The sequence below is a fragment of the uncultured Sphingomonas sp. genome (genome assembly GCF_937859915.1).
Classification (GTDB): domain Bacteria; phylum Pseudomonadota; class Alphaproteobacteria; order Sphingomonadales; family Sphingomonadaceae; genus Solisphingomonas.
This window is the reverse complement of the sequence record NZ_CALMAW010000062.1, coordinates 37,297-61,180: the sequence shown is the minus strand read 5'-3', so window position 1 is coordinate 61,180 and position 23,884 is coordinate 37,297. Positions and strand designations below refer to the sequence as shown.

Below are 23,884 nucleotides of genomic sequence, written 5' to 3'. Positions count from 1 at the left end.
CTATGCGCTTGCGGTGGCTGCACTTCGACTTCGCTCAGTGCGAACGGGATTTGTATGTGCGGCGGCTTCCGGTGATCCTCGACCGCACCGAGCGGATGATCGCGCGGCGCTATCTGCTGCCGGGCCGCGGCGAGGCGTTCATCCTGCTGGTCGCGACGATCAGTCTGGGCGCGGTCGCGCTCGGCGTCGCCGCACTGATTGTCGTGATGAGCGTGATGAACGGCTTCCGCGCCGAGCTGTTCGACAAGACCATCGGGCTCAACGGCCAGGCGATCATCCAGGGCTATGAGGGCCGCGGCCTGCCCGACTGGCAGCGCATCGCCAGACTGGCGAAGGAGACGCCCGGCGTCACCTCGGCGATCCCGCTGATCGAGCAGCCGCTCTTCTCGCAAGTTGGCGGGCGGGTCGAACCGATCCTGCTGCGCGGCATGGCGCTGCCCGATCTGCGCGCGACCATCGGGCCCGACGTCAAGGCGGGCGACCTCGCCGAAGTGACGCCCGGCTCGGGCAATGTCGTGATCGGCACCAAGCTCGCCGAGGCGCTCGGCATCGGGGTCGGCGATTCGATCAGCGTGCTCAATCCGGCAGGCGAATCGACGCCGTTCGGGACCGCGCCGCGCATCGTCAGCTACCGGGTGGCGGCGACCTTCGAGATCGGCATCTATGACTTCGACAAGGCCTATGTCGTCATGCCGATGGAGGACGCGCAGAGCCTGTTGCTGCTGGGCAACACCGTCCAGATGGTCGAGCTGCGCACGGTCGATCCCGACAAGGTCGCGCAGATCGTCGCGCCGCTCGCGCCGAAAGTGATCCGCGACGGCACCATCACCGACTGGCGGCAGATGAACGCCTCGCTGTTCCAGGCGCTCGAGGTCGAGCGCGTCACCATGTTCGTGGTGCTCGGCATCGTCATCCTGATCGCGGCGTTCAACATCCTGTCGTCGCTGATCATGCTGGTCCGCGCCAAGACGCGCGACATCGCGATCCTGCGCACGATGGGGGCGAGCCGCGCGGCGATGCTGCGCATCTTCATGACCGTGGGGATGACGATCGGCGTGCTCGGCACCGGGCTCGGCCTGATTCTCGGCGCGATCTTCCTGTTCCTGCGCCAGGACGTCGTCGACGCGATCCAGGCGATGACCGGCGCGCAGCTGTGGGATCCGTCGGTGCGGGTGCTCACCGAACTCCCGTCTAAGACCGATCCGCTCGACATCACGATCATCATCGCGATGACGCTGATCCTCACCTTCCTCGCGACGCTCTATCCCGCCTACAAGGCGTCGAGCACCGATCCCGTCCAGGTGCTGCGCTATGAATGAGCCGATCCTTCACGTCACCAATCTGCGGCGCAGCTACGAGCAGGGCGGGCACACCATCCATGTCCTGCGCGGCGTCAACCTGTCGGTCGCGCCCGGCGAGATCGTCGCGCTGCTCGGGCCCAGCGGTTCGGGCAAGTCGACGATGCTGCAGGCGATCGGGCTGCTCGAGGGCGGCTTCGAGGGATCGATCCGCATCGCCGGCGAGGAGGCGGCCAAGCTCGACAATGACGGGCGCACGCGGGTCCGCCGCGACCGGCTCGGCTTCGTCTACCAATTCCACCATCTGCTGCCCGATTTCTCGGCGCAGGAGAATGTCGTGCTGCCGCTGATGATCCACGGTGCGACACGGGCCGAGGCGGACGAGCGCTCGCGCCTGCTGCTCGGCACGCTGGGGCTGTCGCACCGGCTCGACCATCGGCCTTCGAAGCTGTCGGGCGGCGAGCAGCAGCGCGTCGCGGTGGCGCGGGCGCTCGCCAACCGGCCCGCGCTGGTGCTGGCGGACGAGCCGACCGGCAATCTCGACGAGGCGACCGCCGACATCGTGCTGGTCGAGTTCCTGCGGCTGGTCCGCGAGGAGGGCACCGCCGCGGTGATCGCGACCCACAACGAGCGGCTGGCGGCGCGGATGGACCGGGTGGTCCGGCTGCACGAGGGCGTGCTGGGGTAAGAACGCCCCCTCTCCCCGGCGGGGAGAGGGTCGGGGTGAGGGGGAGCGGCGGCGCAGCCGTCGCGTCCCAGCTCGGGGGCTGGAGACCCTCACCCAACCCTCTCCCGGAGGGAGAGGGCTAAAGTAAGGTCGACGACATCACCGCGACGCTGCGCTCGGTGCTGATCATCGCGACGCTCGGGGCCGGCCGCGGTGGGCGTGGCCCGAGCGGCGCGTCGAATGTCTCCGGAGCGTCGCGCGGCACGTCATACGTCATCGCGGCGTCGGATGGCGCGGCTGGCATGTCTGTCACCGGCGGCTCCGCCCGCGCCATCTGCTCCACGGGCAGCGGCGGCGCGGCGATCGGCACGCCGCGGGTCACCACCACCATCCCGCCGACTTCCGTCGCGCGGAACAGGATGCGCGCAAAGCCATAGGGCAGGCGGATACAGCCGTGCGAGGCGGGATGCCCCGGATTATAGCCGGCATGGAGCGCGACGCCGCCCCAGGTCAGCCGTTGCATGTAGGGCATCGGCGCGTTCGAATAGAGGTTCGAGCGGTGCCAGACCGCCTTTTCGAGGATCGGGTAGGTGCCGGTCGGGGTGCCGTGCCCGGGCTTGCCGGTCGAGACGGTCGCGATCCCGACCAATGCGCGGCCCTGGAAGACGAAGGCGCGCTGGTTGGTGAGGTCGATCGCGATATGCAGCGGCGTCGGATCGTCGCCATAGGGCGACCAGGCATATTGGCCGGGGCGCAGCCGCATCGCGTCGGCGGGCGTGAAGCGCGAGGGGCGGGCGCTCGGAGGCTGTGTCGCCCAATAGCCGCGGTGATGCATCATGACCGGGACGCCGGTGCCGGCGCTGAGGCCGATCGCGACGAGCGCGAGAAGGAGCGGGCGTCGGCGCCTGGACATCGGGCAAGCCCCTGACAGTCGGGAGGAGAAGGAACGCTGCACCCGGACGGATCGGACGGTCGCCCGAATGCCGTTAACCACGATGGGTAATGTGGCATGCGCCCCCGATCAGGGGAAGCGATTCGGGGCCGTTCATATCCGGTTGCAGCGGCGATCGGCATAGCGGCGACAGGGCCGCGGAAATCCGTTCACCGCGGCGATGCCGATCGACATGATCGGGCAACCAGAACATGGCATATGCGTTACGGCTGCGTCACGATGGAGAATGATATGAAGAACAAGCTCGTCCTAGGTGCCCTGCTCGCGATCACGGCGACGCCCGCGGTGGTTCCGGTGACCCCGGCGCTCGCCTACGATCATCATTATTATCATGGTCGCGGCGGCCATTATCGCCATCGCTGCGGCGGCGGCAATGGTGCGGTCGGCACGATCGCAGGTGGCGTCGGCGGCGCGCTGATCGGCAATGCGGTCGGTGGAGGCGTGCTCGGCACGGCTGCGGGCGGCGTCGGTGGCGCCCTGCTGGGTCGCCATCTCGACAAGTCGCACACGCGGCACCGTCGCGGCTGCTGATCGCGGGGTTGGCCGGGCCTCCGCGCCCGGACGGCCCACCCGCATAGAAAGGGCCGGGCATCGCTGCCCGGCCGTTTTTGGTTTTGGGACGGTCGACGGTTAGGCCTTGGCGGCCACCGTCTTGCGGCCCTTGCTCGCCTTGGGCGCGCCGGGCGTGATCTCGAAGGCGAGCGCGTCGTCCTTCAGTTTCACGCGGACCTCGCCGCCGTTGACGAGCTTGCCGAACAGCAGTTCCTCGGCGAGCGGCTGCTTGATCTTCTCCTGGATCAGGCGGCCCATCGGGCGGGCACCATAGAGCTTGTCATAGCCCTTGGCGGTCAGCCAGTCGCGCGCGTCGTCCTCGAGCGCGATGTGGACGTTGCGATCGGCAAGCTGCAACTCGAGCTGGAGGATAAACTTCTCGACAACGCGCGAGACGACCTCGGGCGGGAGATAGCCGAACGGCACGATCGCATCGAGACGATTGCGGAATTCGGGGGTGAACATCTTCTTCACCGCCTCCTCGTCCTCGCCCTCACGGGAGAGATTGCCGAAGCCGACCGACTCGCGCGCCATGTCGGACGCGCCGGCATTGGTCGTCATGATCAGGATGGTATTCCTGAAATCGACCGTCTTACCGTGATGATCGGTGAGCTTGCCGTTGTCCATCACCTGCAGGAGGATGTTGAACAGGTCGGGATGCGCCTTCTCGATCTCGTCGAGCAGCAGCACCGAATGCGGATTTTGGTCGACCGCGTCGGTGAGCAGGCCACCCTGATCATAGCCGACATAGCCCGGGGGCGCGCCGATCAGCCGCGAGACGCTGTGGCGCTCCATATATTCGGACATGTCGAAACGCTGGAGCGGGATGCCCAATATCTCAGCGAGCTGGCGCGCGACCTCGGTCTTGCCGACGCCGGTCGGCCCCGAGAAGAGATAGTTGCCGATCGGCTTGTCGGGCTCGCGCAGACCCGCACGCGACAGCTTGATCGCCGAGGCGAGCGTCTCGATCGCCTTGGCCTGGCCGAACACGACGCGCTTGAGATCGGTCTCGAGCGTCTCGAGCACCTTCTTGTCGTCGGACGACACCGACTTGGGTGGGATGCGCGCCATCGTGGCGATCACCGCCTCGACCTCGCGCGTGCCGATCACCTTCTTGCGGCGGTTCTCGGGCACCAGCATCTGCATCGCGCCGGCTTCGTCGATCACGTCGATCGCCTTATCGGGCAGTTTGCGGTCGTTGATGTAGCGTGCCGACAGCTCCACCGCCGACTTGATCGCATCCGCCGTGTACTTGAGGTGGTGATGCGCCTCGAAGCTGGGGCGCAGACCGGTGATGATCTTGATCGTGTCCTCGACCGAGGGCTCGTTGACGTCGATCTTCTGGAAGCGCCGCAGCAGCGCGCGGTCCTTCTCGAAATGGTTGCGGAATTCCTTGTAGGTGGTCGAGCCGATGCAGCGGATCTGTCCGCCCGACAAAGCGGGCTTCAACAGGTTCGAGGCATCCATCGCGCCGCCCGAGGTGGCGCCGGCACCGATCACCGTGTGGATCTCATCGATGAACAGCACCGCGTGCGGCAGCTTCTCGAGCTCGGAGACGACCTGCTTGAGCCGCTCCTCGAAATCGCCGCGATAGCGCGTGCCGGCAAGCAGCGCGCCCATATCGAGCGAGTAGATCACCGCGGGCTTGAGCACCTCGGGCACCTGGCCCTCGATGATCTTGCGCGCCAGACCCTCGGCGATCGCGGTCTTGCCGACGCCGGGATCGCCCACATAGAGCGGGTTGTTCTTCGACCGCCGGCAGAGGATCTGGATCGTGCGATCCACCTCGGCATGGCGGCCGATCAGCGGATCGACCCGGCCGTCCTTGGCCTTGTCGTTCAGGTTGACGGTGAACTGCTTGAGCGCGCTGTCGCCCTTCGCCTTCGGCTCGGCCTTTTGCGGCTTGTCGTCCTCTGCGCCCTTCACGTCACGTGCCTCCGTTGGCTGGGTGCCCTTGCCGACGCCGTGGCTGATGAAGCTCACCGCATCGAGGCGCGTCATGTCCTGCTGCTGCAGGAAATATACCGCATAGCTCTCGCGCTCGGAGAAGAGCGCGACGAGCACATTGGCGCCCGTCACCTCCTCGCGACCGGAGGACTGCACGTGGAGGATGGCGCGCTGGATCACGCGCTGGAAACCGGAGGTGGGCGACGGATCGGTTTCGGTGTCCGTCTTGAGCGCGTCGAGTTCGGTATCGAGATAATGGGTGACGGCGTCGCGAAGCTCGGACAGCTCGACGCCGCAGCCCGCCATGACCTGGGCGGCATGCTCGTCGCCGATCAGCGCGAGCAGCAGATGCTCGAGCGTGGCGTATTCATGCTTGCGCGTGCTGGCAGCGGCCAGCGCGTTGTGAAGGGTGGTTTCGAGGTCACGAGCGAAACTGGGCATGGTCTATCGACTCCTAGGCGGTGGCCCGACGAAGCGTGCCACCGTCCCGGATATGTCGGGAGGCGAACCCGTTTCATCAAGGATGCCCACCCCGGAGCGGGGCTTCGTGCGATCGCCGCTCGGGGAGCGGGCTGTCCTCATCGCCTGAATAGGGCATCCGCGGTTGCGCGATGGTTAACGGCGCTTTCAAGCTTTCGTCGAACACGGACGATCTCGGCTTCGAGGGCGGCGATGCGCGCCTCGAGGTCTTCCACCGAGAAGGGATCGAGATCCTGGCGTGCGAGCGCGGCGACGGGGTCGTCGGCACGTCTCGGCAGGATTTCCTCGCTGTCCATGGATGCAACGTTGACCCGATCCGGACGTCTGTCAATAAACGCGGCGCGCGGTTTGGCGCGAACGGGGGAAAATGTGGCGCAATTGCCTGATACGATGGTCGCAATCGATCCCGATGCGCCCGGTGGCCCCGACGTCCTCCAGCCGGTCACGCGGCCCGTGCCCTCGCCCGCGGCGGGCGAATTGCTGATCAAAGTGGCCGCCGCCGGGGTCAATCGGCCCGACGTCCTGCAGCGCCTCGGCCGCTATCCGATGCCCCCCGGCGCGCCGACAATCTTTGGTCTAGAGATTGCCGGTACCGTCGCTGCGGTGGGCGAGGGGGCGGATGCGTCGATGCTCGGCCAGCCGGTCTGTGCGCTGGTCTGGGGCGGCGGTTATGCCGAATATTGCGTGGCGCCCGTCGGCCAGTGCCTGCCGGTGCCCCCTGCGCTGACGATGGTCGAGGCCGCGGCGATCCCCGAGACGCTGTTCACCGTGTGGTCCAACCTGTTCGAGCGCGCCTATGCGGTCGAGGGCGACACCGTGCTCGTCCATGGCGGGACGAGCGGGATCGGGACGATGGCGATCGCGCTCGGCAAGGTCTTCGACCTCACCGTGATCGTGACCTGCGGCACCGACGACAAATGCGCGCGCGCGCTCGAGATCGGCGCAGCGCACGCGATCAACTACAAGACGCAGGATTTCGTCGAGGCGGTGATGGCGATTACCGGCGGCAAGGGGGTCCAAGCCGTGCTCGACATGGTCGGTGGCGACTATCTGCCGCGCAATCTCGCCTGCCTTGCCGAGGACGGCCGCCACGTCTCGATCGCGGTGCAGGGCGGGATGAAGGCCGAGATCAATATCGCGCAGATCATGGCGAAGCGGCTGACCCTGAGCGGCTCGATGCTCCGCGGCCGCGACGTCGGCTTCAAGTCGCTGGTCGCGGACGAACTCGCGCAGGTGGTGTGGCCGCATGTGATCGAGGGGCGGCTCAAGCCGGTAATCGACATGACCTTCCCGCTCGCCGACGCCGCCAAGGCGCACGCGCGGATGGACGGCGGCGACCATGTCGGCAAGATCGTGCTGACGATGGCATGATGTCTTCGCCCGCCTGTTCGTGAACCGGTTTCGCGGGCATGCTCCGGAGCGTGCCGCGAGCGGGCGCGGTACCATGACGGATGGGAGAGGGGCATGGACAGGCTGATCCTTCACGAAGACCCGATTTCGGGCAATTGCTACAAGATCCGGCTGGTTGCCGCGCATGTCGGCGTGCCGATCGAGCGGCGCAGCTATGCCGTGCTGAAGGGTGAGACCCGGACGCGCGAATTCCTGGCGAGGGTCAACGCCAACGGCCGTATCCCGGTGCTCCAGATCGGCGACCGCTTCCTGCCCGAGAGCGGCGCCGCGTGCGTCTATCTCGCCGACGGCGCGTCGCTGATCCCCAGCGATCGCTTCGAGCGCGCCGACATGTTCCGCTGGATGTTCTTCGAACAATATAGTCACGAGCCCAATGTCGCGACGCTGCGCTTCTGGCGCGCCTTCGTCGGCGAGGACCAGCTCAGCGCGGCGCAGCGCGCGCTCATCCCGGGCAAGCGCGCCGCGGGCGACGCCGCGCTCGACCTGATGGACACGCATCTGCAAACCCATGCCTTCTTCGTCGGCGAGCGGCTGACGCTCGCCGACATCGCGCTCTATGCCTATACGCATGTCGCCGGCGAGGGCGGCTTCGATCTGGCGCGCTGGCCGGCGGTCGCCGCGTGGTGCGCGCGCGTGGCCGCGCAACCGGGCCATATCGGCTTCGACGCCTAAGCGCTTGCCCCGCGCCGCGCCGCGCATTACATTCGATGCCATGCACAGGCCGCTCCCGCTGGGGGCGGCCGTTTCTTTATCCGTCGGAGAACTTTCGTGTCCCAGCCGCTCATGCCCCATGCGACCGCGTCCTGGCTGGTCGACAACACCTCGCTCAGCTTCCCGCAGATCGCGGAATTCTGCGGCCTTCACATCCTCGAGATCCAGGCGATCGCCGACGACACGACCTCGACCAAGCTGACCGGCCGCGATCCGGTGCGTGCGCATGAGCTGGCGCAGGAGGAGATCGACAAGGGTCAGGCCAATCCGAACTACAAGCTGCAGATGGCCAAGGGCCCCGAGCAGGTCCGTCGCACCAAGGGCCCGCGCTATACGCCGGTCTCCAAGCGCCAGGACAAGCCCGACGGCATCGCCTGGATCGTGCGCAATCACCCTGAGGTCTCGGACGGCGCGATCGGCAAGCTGATCGGCACGACGCGCACGACGATCGGCGCGATCCGCGACCGCTCGCATTGGAACATCGCCAACATCACCCCCAAGGATCCGGTGACGCTCGGCCTATGCTCGCAGCGCGAGCTCGACGCGGCGATCGCGAAGGCGGCCAAGGCGGCGGGCATCGAGGCGCCGGTCGACGATCGCCTGCCCGGCGATCGCGCCGCGCTGATCGAGGAGTTGCGCGCGCAGCGGGACGCCGCGCAGCGCGCGCCGGTCGAGCAGCCCGAGGGCGATCCCAGCGCACCGCGGCCGAGCTACAGCCTGCCCGAGGGCGTGGTCGACCCGTTCCGGCGCTGAGCGGCGAAATGCAGCCCGGCAGCGGCTTGACCCACCCGGTGGCCGCCGTCACAAGCGGCGCCATGGCAGACACTAGCGACCGCATCGCGGAACTCAGCTTCGAGGACGCGCTGAAGCGGCTCGAGGCGATCGTGCAGCAGCTCGAGAGCGGCGACGTGCCGCTCGAGACCTCGATTGCCCTCTATGGCGAGGGCGACAAGCTGCGCGCGCAATGCGAGGCGCGGCTGAAAGCGGCGCAGGCGCGTATCGACCAGATCCAGCTGGGTAGTGACGGTACGCCCGCCGCGCTCAGGTCCTTCGATGCCGAGTGATCCCGTCATGAATAGAGCGCCGCTGACCCTTGCCGAAGCGATGCAGACCGTCGCGGTCGAGATCGACGCGCAATTCGATCGCACGCTTACGCTGCCGGGCGACCCGCGCGACGTGCTGTACGAGGCGATGCGGCATGCCGCGATCGGCGGCGGCAAGCGGCTGCGGCCGCTGCTGGTCTATGCGAGCGCGGTGCTGTTCAACGTCAGCTTCGACAGCGCGATCCGCGCGGGGCTCGCGATCGAGTGCATCCACGTCTACAGCCTGATCCACGACGATCTGCCGTGCATGGACGATGACGACATGCGCCGCGGCAAGCCGACCGTGCACAAGCAGTTCGGCGAGGCGCTTGGCGTGCTTGCCGGCGACGCGCTGCACGCGCTGGCGTTCGAGGTCGCGGCCGATCCGGCGACGCATCCCGATCCCTTCGTCCGCGCCGAGCTCGGCTTCGAACTGGCGCGCGCGAGCGGCCCGTCGGGCATGGCTGGCGGGCAGATGATGGATCTCGCCGCCGAGGAGACGCGCTTCGATCTCGCGACGACGACGCGGCTGCAGCAGCTCAAGACCGGTGCGCTGATCGCCTTTTGCCTCGAGGCGGGCGCGATCCTGGGCCATGTCCCGCCCGAGGGCCGCCGCTCGCTGCGCGCCTATGCGCGTGACATCGGTCTGGCCTTCCAGATCGCCGACGATCTGCTCGACGTCGAAGGCGACGCCGCGGTGGTCGGCAAGGCGACCGGCAAGGACGCGCAGGCCGGCAAGGCCACTTTCGTTTCGCTGCTCGGCGTCGAGCGCGCCCGCGCGCAGGCGACGATGCTCGTCGACCAGGCGATCGCGCATCTCGCCGCCTTCGGCCAGGAGGCCGATCTTCTGCGCGAGATCGCCCGTTACATCGTCGAACGCGACCATTGAGGAACCGGCTGTGAACGGACCCCGTATCGGCGTCTATCCAGGTACGTTCGATCCGGTGACGCTGGGGCACATGGACATCATTCGCCGCGCCGCAGGGCTCGTCGACCGTCTCGTGATCGGCGTGACGACCAATCCGTCCAAGTCGCCGATGTTCACGCTCGACGAGCGGCTGGCGATGGTACGGCGCGAGACGGCGGGGCTCGACCATGCCGCGATCGAGGTCGTCGCCTTCGACAGCCTTCTGATGCATTTTGCGCGCGCGCAAAAGGCCTCGGTGATCGTGCGCGGGCTGCGCGCCGTCGCCGATTTCGAATATGAATATCAGATGGCGGGGATGAACCAGCAGCTCGATCGTACCATCGAGACGGTGTTTCTGATGGCCGATGTCGCGCTGCAGCCGATCGCCTCGCGGCTGGTCAAGGAAATCGCGCTCTATGGCGGCGACATCAGCGCGTTCGTGCCGGGCACCGTCGCCCGCGAAGTCGGTGAGCGCGTCGCGCGGATTGGCGTCAAGGGCGATGGCGCCGTTCAGCGATAGGAAAGTGCCGCTGCTTCAGCTAGGGCAGCGACAATCAGCCCATGCGCCTGCCGCATTCCGGAGCCCGGCCGACCTATGAAGTTCGTTCCCGCCCATATCCTCCTGGCAACCCTTTCCGCCGGCCTCCTGCTGGTCGGTGCCGCCGATGCCAAGACGCACAAGCCGAAGCCCCCCAAGGCGGACAAGCTGCGGGCGGCCGACGAGGTCGCACAGGCGAACGACGTCAACGCCTTCCTGCCGCCGCCGCTGACCCCCGACAACACCTGGGATCTCGATCTGTCCGACGGCGGCCGGGTCGTGATCCAGCTGCGCCCCGACAAAGCGCCCAAGACGGTTGAGCGGATCAAAGCGCTGTCGGCGCAGGGCTTCTACAACGGCCTGATGTTCCACCGCGTGATCGACGGCTTCATGGCGCAGGGCGGCGATCCCAAGGGCACCGGCGAGGGCGGATCGACGCTGCCCGACCTGCCCGCCGAGTTCAACGACCTGCCGCACGTCCGCGGCGCGGTCGCGGCCGCCCGCGCCGCCGCCGAGAACAGCGCGAACAGCCAATTTTATATCATGTTCCAGCCGATGCTGAAGCTCGACAACCATTATACGGTGTTCGGCCGCGTTGTGCAGGGCATGCCCTATGTCGACGCGATCCAGCGCGGCGAGCCGCCCGCGAACCCGACCCGGATCGTGCGCGCGATCGTCGCCAGCGACCCCGCCGCCAACACGCCGCCGCCGCCCTTGCCGCCGGTCGCCGCGGTACCCGCCGCGCTGCCCTCGGGCCCGATGACGCCGCCGCCGTCGGGCACGCCGAAGAGCTGACAGGACGGCCGATCCGGCAGCGAGCCGGGGTGACGTAGCCCGGCACTAGCCGACCGGCGGTAGCGGATCGCGCGTGACCCGCTTCTTCGCCAGCGCGAGGCGCGAGACGTCGAAGCAACCGGGCCCGGCGCTTGGGCGGCGATTTGCTTCGCGGCGCTCGCAACGGCAATGTGGAAATCACCCGGCGCGATCGAGAGGGCGCTTCAAACCATGCGTGTCGATCTGTTCGACTTCGACCTGCCGGCCGAGTCCATCGCACTGCGCCCTGCATCGCCGCGCGATTCGGCGAAGATGCTCGTCGTCGACGGTGCGGCGCGGACGGACCATGTCGTCTCGGAGCTGGCGGCGATGCTGCGCGCCGGCGACTGCCTCGTCTTCAACGACACCCGCGTCATCCCTGCCCAGCTGGAAGGCTGGCGCGGCGATGCGAAGATCGGGGCTACGCTCCATAAGCGCGAGGGGCCGCGTGACTGGCGCGCCTTCGTGCGCAACGGCCGCCGCCTGCGCGAAGGGGACAGGATCGATTTCGGCGCGGAGGTGACCGCGGTCGCCAGCGCGCGCGCGGACGACGGCAGCTGGCTGCTCGGCTTCGCGGGCGACGAGCCCGTCGAGCTGCTCTTGGAGCGGGCAGGGCGGATGCCGCTGCCCCCCTATATCGCCGCCAAGCGCCCGACCGACGCGCGCGACGCCGACGATTATCAGACGATGTTCGCCGACCGGCCCGGGGCGGTCGCCGCCCCCACCGCGGCGCTGCATTTCACCCCGGCGCTGATGACGTCGCTCGCCGCCGCCGGGATCGCCCACGAGACGCTGACGCTCCACGTCGGCGCGGGCACCTTCCTGCCGGTCAAGGCGGACGACACCGCCGACCATCGCATGCACGCCGAATGGGGGCGCATCGATGCCGCAACCGCCGATCGGCTCAACGCGGTGCGTAGCGGCGGCGGTCGGCTGATCGCGGTCGGCACGACGTCGCTGCGCCTGCTCGAAAGCGCGACCGGCGAGGATGACGTGATCCGTCCGTTCGACGGCGACACGTCGATCTTCATCACCCCCGGCTATCGCTTCCGCGCGATCGACGGGCTGGTCACCAACTTCCACCTGCCCAAATCCACGCTGTTCATGCTGGTCTCGGCGCTGATGGGGCTCGAGACGATGCAGGCGGCCTATGCGCATGCGATTGCGGGCGGCTATCGCTTCTACAGCTATGGCGATTCGAGCCTGCTCTTGCCACAAGGCTGAGCCATGACGCCTGATCAAGCCGCCGACCGCCTCGCCATTCTCGCCGCAGAGATCGCACGGCACAATCGCCTGTATCATGATCAGGACGCGCCCGAGATCAGCGATGCCGACTATGATGCGCTGATGCGCGAGAATGCGGCGCTGGAGGGGGCCTATCCCGATCTGGTCCGCGCCGATTCGCCTGCGCGGCAGGTCGGGGTGGCGCCGAGCGGGCATCTTGCCAAGGTGCCGCACGCCAAGCCGATGCTCAGCCTCGACAATGCCTTCGCCGACGCGGAGGTCGAGGAGTTCGTCGCGCGGGTGCGACGCTTCCTGGCGCTGCCCGACGATGTCGAGGTGGCGCTCACCGCCGAACCCAAGATCGACGGCCTGTCCTGTTCGCTGCGCTACGAGCAAGGGCGGCTGGTGCAGGCCGCCACGCGCGGCGACGGCGCGATCGGCGAGGACGTCACCGCCAATGTCCGCACCATCGCCGACATTCCGGAGACGTTGCAGGGCGAGGCGCCCGACGTGTTCGAGGTGCGCGGCGAGGTCTATATGGCGAAGTCCGATTTCGCCGCGCTCAACGAAGCGCTGGCCGGTACCCGCGTGTTCGCCAATCCGCGCAACGCCGCGGCCGGGTCGCTGCGCCAGAAGGACGCCAAGATCACCGCCGCGCGTCCGCTGCGCTTTCTCGCGCATGGCTGGGGCGAGGCGTCGGCGGTGCCGGGCGAGACCCAACTCGGCGTGATGGACGCGATCCGCGCCTTCGGACTGCCGGTGTCGGACCTGCTCGTGCGCTGCACGTCGGCGGCCGACGCGCTCTCGCATTACCGTCAAATCGAGGCCGGGCGCGCGACCATGCCCTTCGACATCGACGGCGTCGTCTACAAGGTCGACCGGCTCGACTGGCAGCAGCGGCTGGGTCAGGTTGCGCGTGCGCCGCGCTGGGCGATCGCGCACAAATTCCCGGCCGAGCGCGCGCAGACGATCCTCAACGCGATCGACATTCAGGTCGGCCGCACCGGCAAGCTGACCCCCGTGGCGCGGCTCGAGCCCGTCACCGTCGGCGGCGTGGTCGTGTCCAACGCGACATTGCACAATGCCGACGAGATCGAGCGGCTTGGCGCGCGACCCGGCGACCGTGTCCTGATCCAGCGTGCGGGCGACGTCATCCCGCAGATCGTCGAGGTGCTCACCCGCGACGAAGAGCGCCCGGCCTTCGTCTATCCCACCCACTGCCCGGTGTGCGGCTCGGAAGCGGTGCGCGAGGAGGGCGAGGTCGACATCCGCTGCACCGGCGGGCTGATCTGCGCGGTCCAGCGCTTCGAGCGGCTGCGCCATTTCGTCAGCCGCGGCGCGCTCGACATCGACGGGCTGGGCGAGAAGACGATCGATGAATTCCTCGCGCTCGGCTGGATCAAGGAGCCCGCCGATATCTTTCGGCTGAGCGCCCACCGCGAGGCACTGCTCGAACGCGAAGGCTGGAAGGCGGTGTCGGTCGACAAGCTGCTCGCCGCGATCGAGGCCAAGCGCGCCCCCGATGCCGCGCGGCTGCTGTTCGGGCTCGGCATCCGCCACACCGGCATCGTCACCGCGCGCGACCTGCTCAAGCGCTACGCCACGCTGCCCGCGATCGCGGTGCTGGCCGGCGAGATCATCGGCGTGCGCGACGCGACCCAGCCTGTCCTCGGCGAGACCAACGCGCGCTTCCGCAACCGGCTCGACAAGGCGGTGGCGGAGCATATCGGCGTCGAGAATGTCGGCGCTGCGGTCGGCCATGCGCTCGCCGACTTCTTCCACGAACCGCACAACGTCGCGCTGTGGGACGATCTTCTGGCGGAGGTGACGCCGCCGCCGTTCGTGGTCGAGACGCAGGCCTCGGAGGTGTCGGGGCAGACCATCGTGTTCACCGGCAAGTTGGTCACGATGTCGCGCGACGAGGCCAAGGCGCAGGCGGAGCGGCTTGGTGCCAAGGCGGCGGGCTCGGTCTCGAAGGCAACCGATCTGGTGGTCGCGGGTGCCGATGCGGGATCGAAGCTCAAGAAGGCGGCCGAATTCGGCATCCGCATCGCGACCGAGGAGGAATGGGCGGAGATCGTGGCGCGGGCGGGGTAGCTGTTCCCCGGCGCAGGCGGGGGTCCAGGCCCCACCTTGCTATCGTGCGCTGCGCTTGCATCTTCGTGCGGGCCTGGGCCCCGGCTTTCGCCGGGAACCCGTGAAGCGCTGCCAAGCGACTCGCATATTCCGTATCACACGTTACCGTGTGCGTATGGCTGACCACGCATTCGATCATCCCCCGCACGGCGCTGCGGCCGACTGGACCGTCCCGCAGGATTGGGCGGCGTACACCGCCGAGGACCATGAGACCTGGGACATCCTGTTCGCGCGCCAGTCCGCGCTGCTTCCCGGCCGTGCGTGCGCGGCCTATCTGCGTGGCCTCGACGTGCTGCGGCTCTCCAAGCCCGGTATCCCCGACTATGCCGAGCTTAACGAACGGCTGATGGCGGCGACCGGCTGGCAGGTCGTCGCGGTGCCGGGCCTGGTGCCCGACGCGGTGTTCTTCGATCATCTCGCCAACCGCCGCTTCGTCGCGGGTAATTTCATCCGCAGGCGGGATCAGCTCGACTATCTGCAGGAGCCTGACGTCTTCCACGACGTGTTCGGCCATGTCCCGATGCTCGCCGATCCGGTCTTCGCCGACTACATGGCGGCCTATGGGCGCGGCGGCTTGCGCTCGCTCGGCTTCGGCTCGCTCGACAAGCTGGCGCGGCTCTATTGGTATACGGTGGAGTTCGGGCTGGTACGCGAGGCCGGGGGGCTGCGGCTGTTCGGCTCGGGCATCGTCTCGAGCTTCGGCGAAAGCCGCTTCGCGCTCGACGATCCCAGCCCCAATCGCATCGTCTTCGATCTCGAGCGCGTGATGCGGACGCGCTACCGGATCGACGACTATCAGCAGGTCTATTTCGTCATCGACAGCTTCGAGGACCTGCTCCGCCAGACCGTCGAAACCGACTTTGCGCCGCTCTATGCGCGGCTGGCGGACCTCCCCGATCTCGGCCCGGCCGACCTGCTCGACGCGGACGTGCTGCTGACGCGCGGTACGCAGGATTATGCCGCGGCGCGGGCCGAGGTCGCCTAGCGCGCCGCGCTGTGTCGACGACGAGCCTCGCGCAGGAGCCTACAACAGGATCGCGGCTGCCGGCCGACGACGAATGGGGCCGGCTGATGGCCGCCGCGCAGGATGGCGACGGGATCGCCTATCGCCGCCTGCTCGACGGCCTGCGCCGCTGGCTCGAACGCTTCTACGCCCGCCGCCTGCCGCCCGCCTTCGTCGACGATGCGGTGCAGGATACGCTGATTGCGATCCACGAGAAACGCCATACCTATGATCGCACGCGCCCGTTCCGGCCCTGGCTCAACGCGGTCGCGCGCTACAAGTGGATCGATCGGTTGCGCAGCATGGGCCGGGCGCGCACCGATGTGCTCGACGACGACATCGCGGTCGGCGATCACGAGAGCGCGGTGCTGAGCGCGACGCTGCTCGACCGGCTGATGGCGGAGTTGAAGCCCGCACAGTCGGCGGTGATCCGCCTGGTCAAGATCGACGGATTCAGCATCGAGGAAGCGGCGAAGCGGACCGGGCAGTCGGGCGCGCTGGTCAAGGTCAACATTCATCGCGGGCTGGCGAAGCTCGCTGCGATCGTGGAGAGGCAGGCGCATGTCGACTGACGATCTCATTGCCGGGTTGACGATGGAGTTGCGCGCGGTGGGGCCCCGTGCGCCGCGGCGGGAGCTGGCGTTGCTCGCGCTCGTCGGCGGGATCGAGCTGCTGCTGTGTCTGGCGGCGGGGTTGGTGCGCCCGGATTTCTACCTCGCGATGGCGGAGCCCGTACTGTGGTGGAAGCTGCTCAGCCTCGCGCTGCTCGCGGCGATCGGCACCGTCACTGCGATCGCGGCGCTGGCGCCCGACCGCTCGCCGCGGCGCGGCCTGCAATGGCTCGGGGCCGCGCTATTTGTCGTCCTTGCGACCGGCGCCTATCTCATGCTCTCCCATCCGATCGTCGAGAGCCTCGCTGATCGCGTCGACTGGCACCACGGCGTGCAGTGCGTCGCGAAGATGGTGCTGCTGGCGCTGCCGGCGGTCGCGATCCTAGCGTGGCTCGCACGATGCGGCGCGCCAACCGACTGTGCCGCGACCGCGCTGGCGGTGGGGATCGGTGGCGGGGCGTGGGGCGCGTTCGTGTTCGCCTTCGCCTGCCCGTCCGACGATCCGCTCTACATCATGCTCTGGTATCTGATCGGATGCGGCGGCGTGGCGCTCGCTACTCGACTGGTCGTGCCGCGGATCGCACGCTGGTAGTCAGAGCCAGCGCAGCTTGCGGAACACGAAAATCTGGACGCCGACCAGCGCCGCCATCGCGCCGCAGGTGATCCAGAAGGCATCGTGCGCCTGCGTGCCGGGCAGGCCGCCGACGTTCATGCCCAGCAGACCGGTGAGAAAGCCGAGCGGCAGGAAGATCGCGGCGACGATCGACAGCAGATAGGAGGTCTTGTTGGTCTGCGCGGCGGCGCGATTGTTGAGATCGTCCTGCAGCACGATCACGCTCTCCTTGGTGACGTCGATATCCTCGAGATAATGGTGGAGCTGGTCGATCGTCTCGCGGATCGCCGCGCGATTGTCCTCGCTCAGCCAGTCCGGAGCGTTGCGCGCGATATGGTTGAGCGCATCGTGCTGGGGCGACATGTGACGCTTTAGCGAGAGGCATTTGCGGCGGATCTGCGAGATGGCGGTGAGCACGTCCTCGGTGCGCGGCCCCTCGCAGTCGCGTTCGAGCTGATCGATCCGGTCGTTCATGTCGAGCACGACTGTGCCGATCCGCGCGACGGTCTGCTCGACCAACCGCGTGACGAGATCGCCCGCGGTGACGCTGTCGTCGCTCGCCTCGATCTCGGCGAGCACATCCTTCGGGGCCTGCAGGCGGCGACGGCGCAGCGTCACGACATGGCTCGCATCGGCCCAGATCTGGATCGCGACGAGATCGTCGTCGTCGGCGTCGCTCTCGCCGTTGATCCCGCGCAGGATGGTGGCGAGCGCATTGCCCTCGCGGAAGGCGCGGGGCCTATTTTGGTTGGACGTGATCGCATCGGTGGTCGCCGCCGACAACCCGAGGCCATCGCGGAGCCAGTCGCCCACGCCGTCGCCATTGCGATCGAGATGAACCCAGAGAACGTCGCCCTCCTGCGCGGGTCTCCAGGCGCGGACCGCGTCCCACCCCACGGCATGCGTCGCGCCGTCCCGGTCGAGCGCGCGGGCGAAGATGACCGGTCCGTCGGGCTTTATCGTCCCGACATCCGGATCCGCCGCGGTCACGGCTTGAGCCGCCAGCCGGTGCGGAAGATCCACCAGAGCGTGATCAGGCACAGCGCCATGAAGCCGGCGGTGAAGCCGAGGCTGGCGGCCACGCCGACGTCGCCGAGCCCATAGAAGCTCCAGCGGAAGCCGCTGACCAGATAGACCACCGGGTTGAACAGGCTGACCGTCCGCCACGGCTGCGGGAGCATGTCGATCGAGTAGAAGGCACCGCCGAGGAAGGTCAGCGGCGTCACGATCAGCGACGGAATGATCGCCAGCTGCTCGAAATTCTTCGCCCAGATTCCGATGATGAAACCGAACAGGCTGAACGCGATCGAGGTCAACAGCAGGAACGCCACCATCCACAGCGGATGCAGGATATGGACCTCGGTGAAGAAGGTCGCGGTGACGAGGATGATCAGCCCGATGATGACAGACTTGGTCGCCGCCGCGCCGACATAGGCGATCACCGCTTCGATCGCGGACAGGGGCGCGGACAGGATCTCGAAGATCGTGCCGGTGAATTTGGGGAAGTAGATGCCGACCGAGGCGTTCGAGATGCTTTGGGTGAGCAGGGTCAGCATGATCAGCCCGGGCACGATGAACGCGCCGTAGCCGACCCCGCCGACCTGCTGCATGCGCGACCCGATCGCGCCGCCGAATACGATGAAATAGAGCGCCGTGGTGATCACCGGCGTTGCGATGCTCTGCCAGACGGTGCGGACGGTGCGCGCCATCTCGGTGCGGTAGATCGCCCAGATGCCGTGGACGTTGAGACCTCGGGTCATGCCGCGCGCTCCACCAGGCCGACGAAGATGTCCTCGAGCGAACTCCGGCTGGTGTCGAGGTCCTTGAAGGCGATTCCGAGTTCGCCGAGCCGATGGAGCAGGCTCGGCATGCCGGTGTCGTCGGCCTCCGCATCGAAGCTGTAGACGAGGCGACTGCCGCCGTCCTCGAGCGCGAGCGACCAGTCGGCAAGCGCGTTCGGCAGCGCGGCCATCGGCTGCTGCAGGGCAAGCGTCAGCCGGCGCTTGCCGAGCTTGCGCATCAGCGCCGCCTTGTCGTCGACGAGCAGCAGCTTGCCGCCGTCGATCACGCCGACGCGGTCCGCCATCTCCTCGGCCTCCTCGATATAATGGGTGGTGAGGATGATGGTGACGCCCTTGTCGCGCAACTTGCGGACCAGCGCCCACATGTCGCGGCGCAGATTGACGTCGACACCCGCGGTCGGCTCGTCGAGGAACAGCAGATCGGGCTCGTGGCTGAGCGCCTTGGCGATCATCACGCGCCGCTTCATCCCGCCCGACAGCTCGATGATCCGGCTGTCGCGCTTCTCCCACAGCGACAGGTCGCGCAGCAGCTGCTCGAGATAGGCCGGGTCGGGCGCACGGCCGAACAGACCGCGGCTGAAGGTGACGGTGCCCCATACGGTCGCGAAGATGTCGACCGCAATCTCCTGAGGCACCAGCCCGATCGCCCGTCGCGCGCTGCGGACGTCGGTCGCCAGATCATGTCCGTCGACGGTGATCGTGCCGCCGCTCTTCGTCACCGTGCCGCAGACGATGCTGATCAGCGTGGTCTTGCCCGCACCGTTGGGGCCGAGCAGCGCGAAGATCTCGCCCCGCTCGATCGTCAGATCGACGCCGTCGAGGGCCTTCTGGCCGGATTTATAATGTTTGCTGAGCGCGGAAATCGTCAGGATCGGCGGCATGCGGGTTCCCCGGGGTGCAGGATCGGACGCGATGGCTGCAGCCCCGCCCGTCAGATAGGATCGCCGCTCCATTATGCCAGCGCAACGACCTCAATCGGTCGCACCAGCGTCGCGCGCCGTTCGGCCTCGCTTGGCAGGCGCAGCATCTCGATCGTGGCGTCCTGCCAGTCGATAAGCCCCATGTCGGCAAACGCCTCGAGCCATCCCGGCATCGGCCACCAGCCGTGCACCGCGTAGAAGCGGCGCGCGTTGCGGACGATGTCGGCGAGATGCTGGACGGGCGGCTCATGGCTGTCGTGATGCTGGTGGCAGGCGATCGCGCCGCCGACGAACAGCAGCGGCAGACCGGCGCCGGCCGCGCGGACGCCGAAATCGGTATCCTCGGCTCCATAGCCGACATAGCGCTCGTCGAAGCCGCCAAGCGCCTGGAACGTCTCGCGCCGGATGGCGAAGCCGAGCGACCAGAACAGGCCGGGATTGTCCTCGCGGCGCACGCCCTCAGCGGGAAAGATACGCGCGGGATGCGACGCGCCGTCGGCGAGCAGGGTAGGCTCGGTCCAGCCCGGCGCGGCGTCGCCGGGACCGAGATAGCGGATGTCGGCGCAGAGCAGCGCGTCCTCATGGTCCAGTGCCTCGCCGAGCCGGCCTAGGCAGGCGGCGAGCGGAATGCAGTCGACGTCGAGGAACAGCAGCCGGTCGAACGCGGCGAGCGCGGCCGCGCGGTTGCGCGCGGCGGCGAGCGGAAGCGCGCTGCCATCGAGCCGCTCGATACGGATCGCAAAGTCGGCGGCCGCCACGGTCACCGGCGTGTCGCTCATGTCGACGATGACGAGTTCGTCGGGGCGACGGTCGCTGCGTCGAAGCCCTTCGACGAGCTGGTCGAGATGCGTCTGCCGATTGCGGACGATGGTGAGTACGGAAAGAGCGCTCATCGTGACATTCCAGCGTCAATTGATGCGGCGTCGGACGCGATCATGCGGATGCCACTGGTTGCGTGCCCGCCGCATCCGCCACCGCACAGAGTCGCGCGGCCGCGCGTGCCGCGCCGATCGGGTCGTCGAACGAGGCGAGCAGCGCCGGATCGATCGCGCGCGCCTGATCGAGCAGGGTCGGCCATTGCTCCGCCACGGGCCAGGTCGGGCAGACCACGGCCGCGCCCAGCGCTGCAAGCCGTGCCGCCTTTGAGCGTTGCTCGTCGAACGGACGGTCCTCGGGCACACAGATGAACGGACGGCGCGCGGCAAGCACCGTGCCGACCAGCCCGTCGCCCGCGGCGCCCACCACGACGCCGGCGCGCGCGATCTGCGCGGTTGCATCGCCGACCCAGCCGGCAAAGCGGAGATTGGGTGGTCCGTCTGCCGACATCGGGCCGTCGCCGATGACGGTCCAACTCCAGTCCGGAGTCGCCGCGGCCGCCGCCGCCCACCGCCGCACGTCGATCGGGGCACCGCCGCGACCGACGACGCCGAGGATGCGATGGGGCTCGGGCACCGCCGGATCCGGTCGCTCGCCGAGCCCGGGTGCATAGATCGTTCGCGTCCGCAGTTCGGCAGGCGTGGCATCATCGTCGAGCAACGCATGAAAGGGCGACAGCAGCGCGGTGGCGCCCCGAAACGCCTCGCGGTGCGGCGCGTCGTCGCGACGACCCGACAGGCGGACATAGACGGTCGGCACGGAGGCAAGCCGGGCGAGCATCGCCACCTCCGCCGAGACGTCGACGACCATCAGCGCGGGACGCGCGGCGGCGATCCAGTCGGTGATCAGGGCGATGCGGCGGCGGATACCGTCATGATCGACCGGCGCATAATGCAGCGCGTCGGGGCGGCGCGCGCTGGCGTCCCGGCCGTCGAATTCACGCGGCTCGAGGCGATCGTCGGGCAGGTCGATGCAGGGTATAGCGCCGGTCCGGCCGGCCAGTCCGGTGCCCAGCACGGTGATCCGTCCCTGCGCTCTCGCCGCGATCGCCAGCGCGCGCTGGCGATGCCCGTCACCATGATGGTGGACATAATAGCCGATCGGCCGCGCCGTCATGCGTCGAGACCCGGGAGCGGCATGTCGTGCGGCATCGGTGGAAGCGCCGCCTCGGCGAGGCCGAGCGCGCTTGCCGAGCTCGATCGCATGTCGCGGCGCCAGTGCGCACGACGGCGCCAATGCGCGAAATCGGGGACCAGCGGTTCGGCCCGCGCTGCTACGCCGGCGTGCAGCCGCGCCATGTCGTCGGCCATGCCGCCTGCCGCGCGGCCGTCCGCACGCGCCGATGTCCGCGTCCATACCGAGGCGGGATGGATCAGCCGGCCACCGACCGCCTGCGCCGCCGCGACCAGCGCCCGATCCTCGCCCGTCGCGATCGGCGGTACGCCGCCGGCGCGGCGATAGAGGCCGACGGTGAGGGCCAGGCTTGCACCGGTATGATCGCCGTGGCGCGGCGGGAGATCCCAGGGCGACGGATCGACCTCGTCCTCGATCGCGCGCACAATTTCCCAATAGCGATCAAATCGCGCCCGCAGCGCGAGAATGTCGGCCGGCACCGCTTCGGCGTCGTCGAGGCGGATGCGCCCGCCGACGATGCTGTCGTCGTCGATCGCCGCCAGAATGGCGTCGATCCAGTCGACGGGCGGGCGGCAGTCGGCGTCGGTCGAGATCAGCACCGCTTCGGGATCGGCCAGGGCGTCGGCGCCGCTTTCCATCGCGGCGCGCCGCGCCGATCCGGCATGCGCGAGATCGTCGGCGAAGGTGCGCTCGTCGATCCGCAGATCGAGGCGGCCGCGATGCCGTGCCGCGACGTCACGCGCGACCGCGGCGGTCCGATCGCGGCTGTTGTTGACGCACAGCGACACGATCACGGCGCCCGGCAACGTCTGCTGCACGAGCGCCTCGAGCAGCGTCGGCACGTGCGTCTCTTCGTCTCTGGCAGGCACGCAGACGCAGTAGCGCCGCATCAGGCGGCGCCGCGCAGTTCGACCTGATCGACCGCGGCACGGTGGCGGATCGGGCGATCCGAGATCCGCACCGTCTCCGCCATCATGCGATAGAGCGCGGCATAGGCGTCGACCATCCGATCGGCATCGCAGATCTGCTCGGCGCGGCGGCGCGCGGCGGCGCGCGGGAGCGCGATCGCCTGGATCGCCGCATGCGCGAGCGCCGCGACATCGTCGGGCCGCGCCAACACGCCGCAGCTGTCGGTCAAAATCTCGGGAATGCCACCGCGCGCATAGGCCGCGACGGGCGTGCCGCAGGCGAGCGCCTCGGCGACGACGAGACCGTAGGGTTCCTCCCAACACGGCGTGCACAAGGCAGCGATCGCGCCGCCGACCAGTCGCGCCAGCGCGCTATGATCGAGATGCCCGACATGGACCGCATCGGCGCCGAGCCGTGGCGCGATCTCGCGCGCGTAATAGTCCGCGTCCGACATCGGGCCGGCGATCCGAAGCGGCAGCCCGGCAAGGCGTGCGGCGTCGATCGCAGCATGAAGGCCCTTTTCCGGGACGATCCGTCCGTACCAGACAAGATAGCGATCCGGATGCGGCACGGCCTGATAGGGAAAATGGACCAGATCAATCCCATTGGGGATGACGTCGGCCACCTTGGCGACGTGCGACCACAGGCGCGCCGTCGCCGCCGACACCGCGACGAAGCGCATTGTGTCCGGTCGGCAGAGCCGCACGCCGCTCTCGAGCCAGCAGAAGGGCGGGGTGTGCAGCGTGGTCAGCATCGGCGTGTCGATCGCATCGGCCATGCTGACCGGAAGATAGTGCAGCGAATTATTGTGGATCACGTCGAAATCGCGATAGCGGAGTTCGTTCATCAGCCGAAGATAGGCATGATGCTCACGGAAGAAGGCAACGTCATTGGCCTCGGCGACGCCGGTTTCGAGCAGCGACGTTTCATCGCAGATCGCCTCGATACCCAATGCTGGATCGGAATGCGCCGAGGCGAACAGCGTGACCTGATGGCCCCGATCGCGCAGGCCGGCAGCCAGGGTGTGGGTGTGAGTCTCCAGTCCGCCCGCAAACGGTTCGCGAATGGCGTGTTTCAGATGCGCGATGATCGCGATGCGCAATGGCGGACCCTTTGAAAGACGCGCGCGGCCGCGCGTAGTTGATGCGGGTTAACGCCCAAAAAAGCGAATATATCCACGGCCTTGGACTTGATTTTCATAAACGTAAATTAGCTTTTCCGGTCGTGTGTGACGACTGTTGCGCCGTCGATTGCAGCGTGACTGGGACGCGGCCGGTTATTTTGGCAAAAGGATGCCAT

At 68.1% G+C, this 23,884-nt stretch carries 25 protein-coding genes; 15 read left to right on the top strand and 10 right to left on the bottom strand.

Translation table 11 applies throughout. The features are described 5' to 3' along the window. Positions 1–71: 71 nt before the first annotated feature. Both Q0326_RS08675 and Q0326_RS08670 read left to right on the top strand, forming a co-directional pair. Complete coding sequence (locus Q0326_RS08675; RefSeq protein WP_298689222.1) at positions 72–1,319, top strand: lipoprotein-releasing ABC transporter permease subunit; 1,248 nt, start codon at positions 72–74, stop codon at positions 1,317–1,319. Continuing rightward, positions 1,312–1,986, top strand: coding sequence for an ABC transporter ATP-binding protein (locus Q0326_RS08670; RefSeq protein ID WP_298689201.1), 675 nt, complete (start codon positions 1,312–1,314; stop codon positions 1,984–1,986). The genes Q0326_RS08675 and Q0326_RS08670 overlap by 8 nt, the downstream gene beginning before the upstream one ends. A 118-nt stretch (positions 1,987–2,104) precedes the next feature. Here the strand turns inward: Q0326_RS08670 and Q0326_RS08665 are convergent, their stop codons facing one another. Continuing rightward, positions 2,105–2,878, bottom strand: coding sequence for a L,D-transpeptidase family protein (locus Q0326_RS08665; RefSeq protein ID WP_298689199.1), 774 nt, complete (start codon positions 2,876–2,878; stop codon positions 2,105–2,107). Positions 2,879–3,148: 270 nt separating this feature from the next. Between Q0326_RS08665 and Q0326_RS08660 the strand changes: the two genes are divergently transcribed. Next, positions 3,149–3,448, top strand: a complete 300-nt coding sequence (locus Q0326_RS08660; protein WP_298689198.1) for a hypothetical protein — start codon at positions 3,149–3,151, stop codon at positions 3,446–3,448. A 99-nt stretch (positions 3,449–3,547) separates the two neighbouring features. Here the strand turns inward: Q0326_RS08660 and clpA are convergent, their stop codons facing one another. Then, the gene (gene clpA / locus Q0326_RS08655; protein WP_298689196.1) at positions 3,548–5,857 is read right to left on the bottom strand and encodes an ATP-dependent Clp protease ATP-binding subunit ClpA; all 2,310 of its coding nucleotides are present in this window, start codon (positions 5,855–5,857) and stop codon (positions 3,548–3,550) included. A 137-nt stretch (positions 5,858–5,994) separates the two neighbouring features. Further along, complete coding sequence (locus Q0326_RS08650) at positions 5,995–6,192, bottom strand: DUF1192 domain-containing protein (protein ID WP_298689193.1); 198 nt, start codon at positions 6,190–6,192, stop codon at positions 5,995–5,997. 73 nt (positions 6,193–6,265) lie between these two features. Between Q0326_RS08650 and Q0326_RS08645 the strand changes: the two genes are divergently transcribed. From Q0326_RS08645 to Q0326_RS08590, 12 genes are all read left to right on the top strand, one after another. Beyond that, positions 6,266–7,267: an NAD(P)H-quinone oxidoreductase gene (locus tag Q0326_RS08645; protein WP_298689191.1), complete on the top strand. Its 1,002-nt coding sequence runs from the start codon at positions 6,266–6,268 to the stop codon at positions 7,265–7,267. Between the two features lie 93 nt (positions 7,268–7,360). Next, positions 7,361–7,978, top strand: a complete 618-nt coding sequence (locus Q0326_RS08640) for a glutathione S-transferase family protein (RefSeq protein ID WP_298689189.1) — start codon at positions 7,361–7,363, stop codon at positions 7,976–7,978. A 111-nt stretch (positions 7,979–8,089) separates the two neighbouring features. Further along, positions 8,090–8,770 carry a cell cycle transcriptional regulator TrcR gene (locus tag Q0326_RS08635; RefSeq protein WP_298689220.1) on the top strand — a complete coding sequence of 227 codons (681 nt, stop codon included), beginning with the start codon at positions 8,090–8,092 and terminating at the stop codon, positions 8,768–8,770. A 62-nt stretch (positions 8,771–8,832) separates the two neighbouring features. Beyond that, positions 8,833–9,081: an exodeoxyribonuclease VII small subunit gene (locus tag Q0326_RS08630; protein ID WP_298689186.1), complete on the top strand. Its 249-nt coding sequence runs from the start codon at positions 8,833–8,835 to the stop codon at positions 9,079–9,081. A gap of 7 nt (positions 9,082–9,088) precedes the next feature. After that, positions 9,089–9,988 (top strand): polyprenyl synthetase family protein, encoded by a 900-nt coding sequence (locus Q0326_RS08625; protein WP_298689184.1) that lies wholly within the window; start codon positions 9,089–9,091, stop codon positions 9,986–9,988. A 10-nt stretch (positions 9,989–9,998) separates the two neighbouring features. After that, the gene (gene coaD / locus Q0326_RS08620) at positions 9,999–10,526 is read left to right on the top strand and encodes a pantetheine-phosphate adenylyltransferase (protein ID WP_298689182.1); all 528 of its coding nucleotides are present in this window, start codon (positions 9,999–10,001) and stop codon (positions 10,524–10,526) included. A gap of 75 nt (positions 10,527–10,601) precedes the next feature. After that, a complete protein-coding gene (locus Q0326_RS08615; protein ID WP_298689180.1) occupies positions 10,602–11,339 on the top strand; it encodes a peptidylprolyl isomerase in 738 nt (245 codons plus the stop codon). 210 nt (positions 11,340–11,549) lie between these two features. Beyond that, the gene (queA, locus tag Q0326_RS08610; protein WP_298689177.1) at positions 11,550–12,581 is read left to right on the top strand and encodes a tRNA preQ1(34) S-adenosylmethionine ribosyltransferase-isomerase QueA; all 1,032 of its coding nucleotides are present in this window, start codon (positions 11,550–11,552) and stop codon (positions 12,579–12,581) included. Positions 12,582–12,584: 3 nt separating this feature from the next. Next, positions 12,585–14,678 carry an NAD-dependent DNA ligase LigA gene (gene ligA, locus Q0326_RS08605; protein ID WP_298689175.1) on the top strand — a complete coding sequence of 698 codons (2,094 nt, stop codon included), beginning with the start codon at positions 12,585–12,587 and terminating at the stop codon, positions 14,676–14,678. Positions 14,679–14,832: 154 nt separating this feature from the next. Continuing rightward, positions 14,833–15,702 carry a phenylalanine 4-monooxygenase gene (gene phhA / locus Q0326_RS08600; RefSeq protein ID WP_298689173.1) on the top strand — a complete coding sequence of 290 codons (870 nt, stop codon included), beginning with the start codon at positions 14,833–14,835 and terminating at the stop codon, positions 15,700–15,702. 86 nt (positions 15,703–15,788) lie between these two features. Then, the gene (locus tag Q0326_RS08595; RefSeq protein WP_298689218.1) at positions 15,789–16,292 is read left to right on the top strand and encodes a sigma-70 family RNA polymerase sigma factor; all 504 of its coding nucleotides are present in this window, start codon (positions 15,789–15,791) and stop codon (positions 16,290–16,292) included. Continuing rightward, positions 16,282–16,923 carry a DUF1109 domain-containing protein gene (locus tag Q0326_RS08590; RefSeq protein WP_298689171.1) on the top strand — a complete coding sequence of 214 codons (642 nt, stop codon included), beginning with the start codon at positions 16,282–16,284 and terminating at the stop codon, positions 16,921–16,923. The genes Q0326_RS08595 and Q0326_RS08590 overlap by 11 nt, the downstream gene beginning before the upstream one ends. Here Q0326_RS08590 and Q0326_RS08585 read toward each other — a convergent pair whose 3' ends face one another. From Q0326_RS08585 to Q0326_RS08555, 7 genes are all read right to left on the bottom strand, one after another. After that, positions 16,924–17,934: a zinc transporter ZntB gene (locus Q0326_RS08585; protein ID WP_298689169.1), complete on the bottom strand. Its 1,011-nt coding sequence runs from the start codon at positions 17,932–17,934 to the stop codon at positions 16,924–16,926. Beyond that, positions 17,931–18,704 (bottom strand): ABC transporter permease, encoded by a 774-nt coding sequence (locus tag Q0326_RS08580; protein ID WP_298689167.1) that lies wholly within the window; start codon positions 18,702–18,704, stop codon positions 17,931–17,933. Before Q0326_RS08580 ends, Q0326_RS08585 begins: the two co-directional genes overlap by 4 nt. Further along, on the bottom strand, positions 18,701–19,627 hold the full coding sequence (locus Q0326_RS08575) for an ABC transporter ATP-binding protein (protein WP_298689165.1): 927 nt from the start codon (positions 19,625–19,627) through the stop codon (positions 18,701–18,703). Before Q0326_RS08575 ends, Q0326_RS08580 begins: the two co-directional genes overlap by 4 nt. A 71-nt stretch (positions 19,628–19,698) precedes the next feature. After that, positions 19,699–20,559 carry a glycosyltransferase gene (locus Q0326_RS08570; RefSeq protein ID WP_298689163.1) on the bottom strand — a complete coding sequence of 287 codons (861 nt, stop codon included), beginning with the start codon at positions 20,557–20,559 and terminating at the stop codon, positions 19,699–19,701. A 40-nt stretch (positions 20,560–20,599) separates the two neighbouring features. Then, positions 20,600–21,658: a glycosyltransferase gene (locus Q0326_RS08565; RefSeq protein WP_298689161.1), complete on the bottom strand. Its 1,059-nt coding sequence runs from the start codon at positions 21,656–21,658 to the stop codon at positions 20,600–20,602. Next, the gene (locus Q0326_RS08560) at positions 21,655–22,566 is read right to left on the bottom strand and encodes a glycosyltransferase (protein WP_298689159.1); all 912 of its coding nucleotides are present in this window, start codon (positions 22,564–22,566) and stop codon (positions 21,655–21,657) included. Before Q0326_RS08560 ends, Q0326_RS08565 begins: the two co-directional genes overlap by 4 nt. Beyond that, the gene (locus tag Q0326_RS08555; RefSeq protein ID WP_298689157.1) at positions 22,566–23,687 is read right to left on the bottom strand and encodes a glycosyltransferase; all 1,122 of its coding nucleotides are present in this window, start codon (positions 23,685–23,687) and stop codon (positions 22,566–22,568) included. The genes Q0326_RS08560 and Q0326_RS08555 overlap by 1 nt, the downstream gene beginning before the upstream one ends. Positions 23,688–23,884 lie beyond the last annotated feature (197 nt).

Coding starts and splice junctions, on each gene's coding strand:
- Q0326_RS08590 (WP_298689171.1), top strand. CDS start 16,282: ATGTCGACTGACGATCTCATTGCCGGGTTGACGATGGAGTTGCGCGCG.
- queA (WP_298689177.1), top strand. CDS start 11,550: ATGCGTGTCGATCTGTTCGACTTCGACCTGCCGGCCGAGTCCATCGCA.
- Q0326_RS08565 (WP_298689161.1), bottom strand. CDS start 21,658: ATGACGGCGCGGCCGATCGGCTATTATGTCCACCATCATGGTGACGGG.
- Q0326_RS08560 (WP_298689159.1), bottom strand. CDS start 22,566: ATGCGGCGCTACTGCGTCTGCGTGCCTGCCAGAGACGAAGAGACGCAC.
- Q0326_RS08640 (WP_298689189.1), top strand. CDS start 7,361: ATGGACAGGCTGATCCTTCACGAAGACCCGATTTCGGGCAATTGCTAC.
- Q0326_RS08660 (WP_298689198.1), top strand. CDS start 3,149: ATGAAGAACAAGCTCGTCCTAGGTGCCCTGCTCGCGATCACGGCGACG.
- Q0326_RS08670 (WP_298689201.1), top strand. CDS start 1,312: ATGAATGAGCCGATCCTTCACGTCACCAATCTGCGGCGCAGCTACGAG.
- Q0326_RS08575 (WP_298689165.1), bottom strand. CDS start 19,627: ATGCCGCCGATCCTGACGATTTCCGCGCTCAGCAAACATTATAAATCC.
- ligA (WP_298689175.1), top strand. CDS start 12,585: ATGACGCCTGATCAAGCCGCCGACCGCCTCGCCATTCTCGCCGCAGAG.
- Q0326_RS08595 (WP_298689218.1), top strand. CDS start 15,789: ATGGCCGCCGCGCAGGATGGCGACGGGATCGCCTATCGCCGCCTGCTC.
- Q0326_RS08650 (WP_298689193.1), bottom strand. CDS start 6,192: ATGGACAGCGAGGAAATCCTGCCGAGACGTGCCGACGACCCCGTCGCC.
- phhA (WP_298689173.1), top strand. CDS start 14,833: ATGGCTGACCACGCATTCGATCATCCCCCGCACGGCGCTGCGGCCGAC.
- Q0326_RS08665 (WP_298689199.1), bottom strand. CDS start 2,878: ATGTCCAGGCGCCGACGCCCGCTCCTTCTCGCGCTCGTCGCGATCGGC.
- Q0326_RS08570 (WP_298689163.1), bottom strand. CDS start 20,559: ATGAGCGCTCTTTCCGTACTCACCATCGTCCGCAATCGGCAGACGCAT.
- Q0326_RS08630 (WP_298689186.1), top strand. CDS start 8,833: ATGGCAGACACTAGCGACCGCATCGCGGAACTCAGCTTCGAGGACGCG.
- Q0326_RS08625 (WP_298689184.1), top strand. CDS start 9,089: ATGAATAGAGCGCCGCTGACCCTTGCCGAAGCGATGCAGACCGTCGCG.
- Q0326_RS08615 (WP_298689180.1), top strand. CDS start 10,602: ATGAAGTTCGTTCCCGCCCATATCCTCCTGGCAACCCTTTCCGCCGGC.
- clpA (WP_298689196.1), bottom strand. CDS start 5,857: ATGCCCAGTTTCGCTCGTGACCTCGAAACCACCCTTCACAACGCGCTG.
- Q0326_RS08635 (WP_298689220.1), top strand. CDS start 8,090: ATGCCCCATGCGACCGCGTCCTGGCTGGTCGACAACACCTCGCTCAGC.
- Q0326_RS08580 (WP_298689167.1), bottom strand. CDS start 18,704: ATGACCCGAGGTCTCAACGTCCACGGCATCTGGGCGATCTACCGCACC.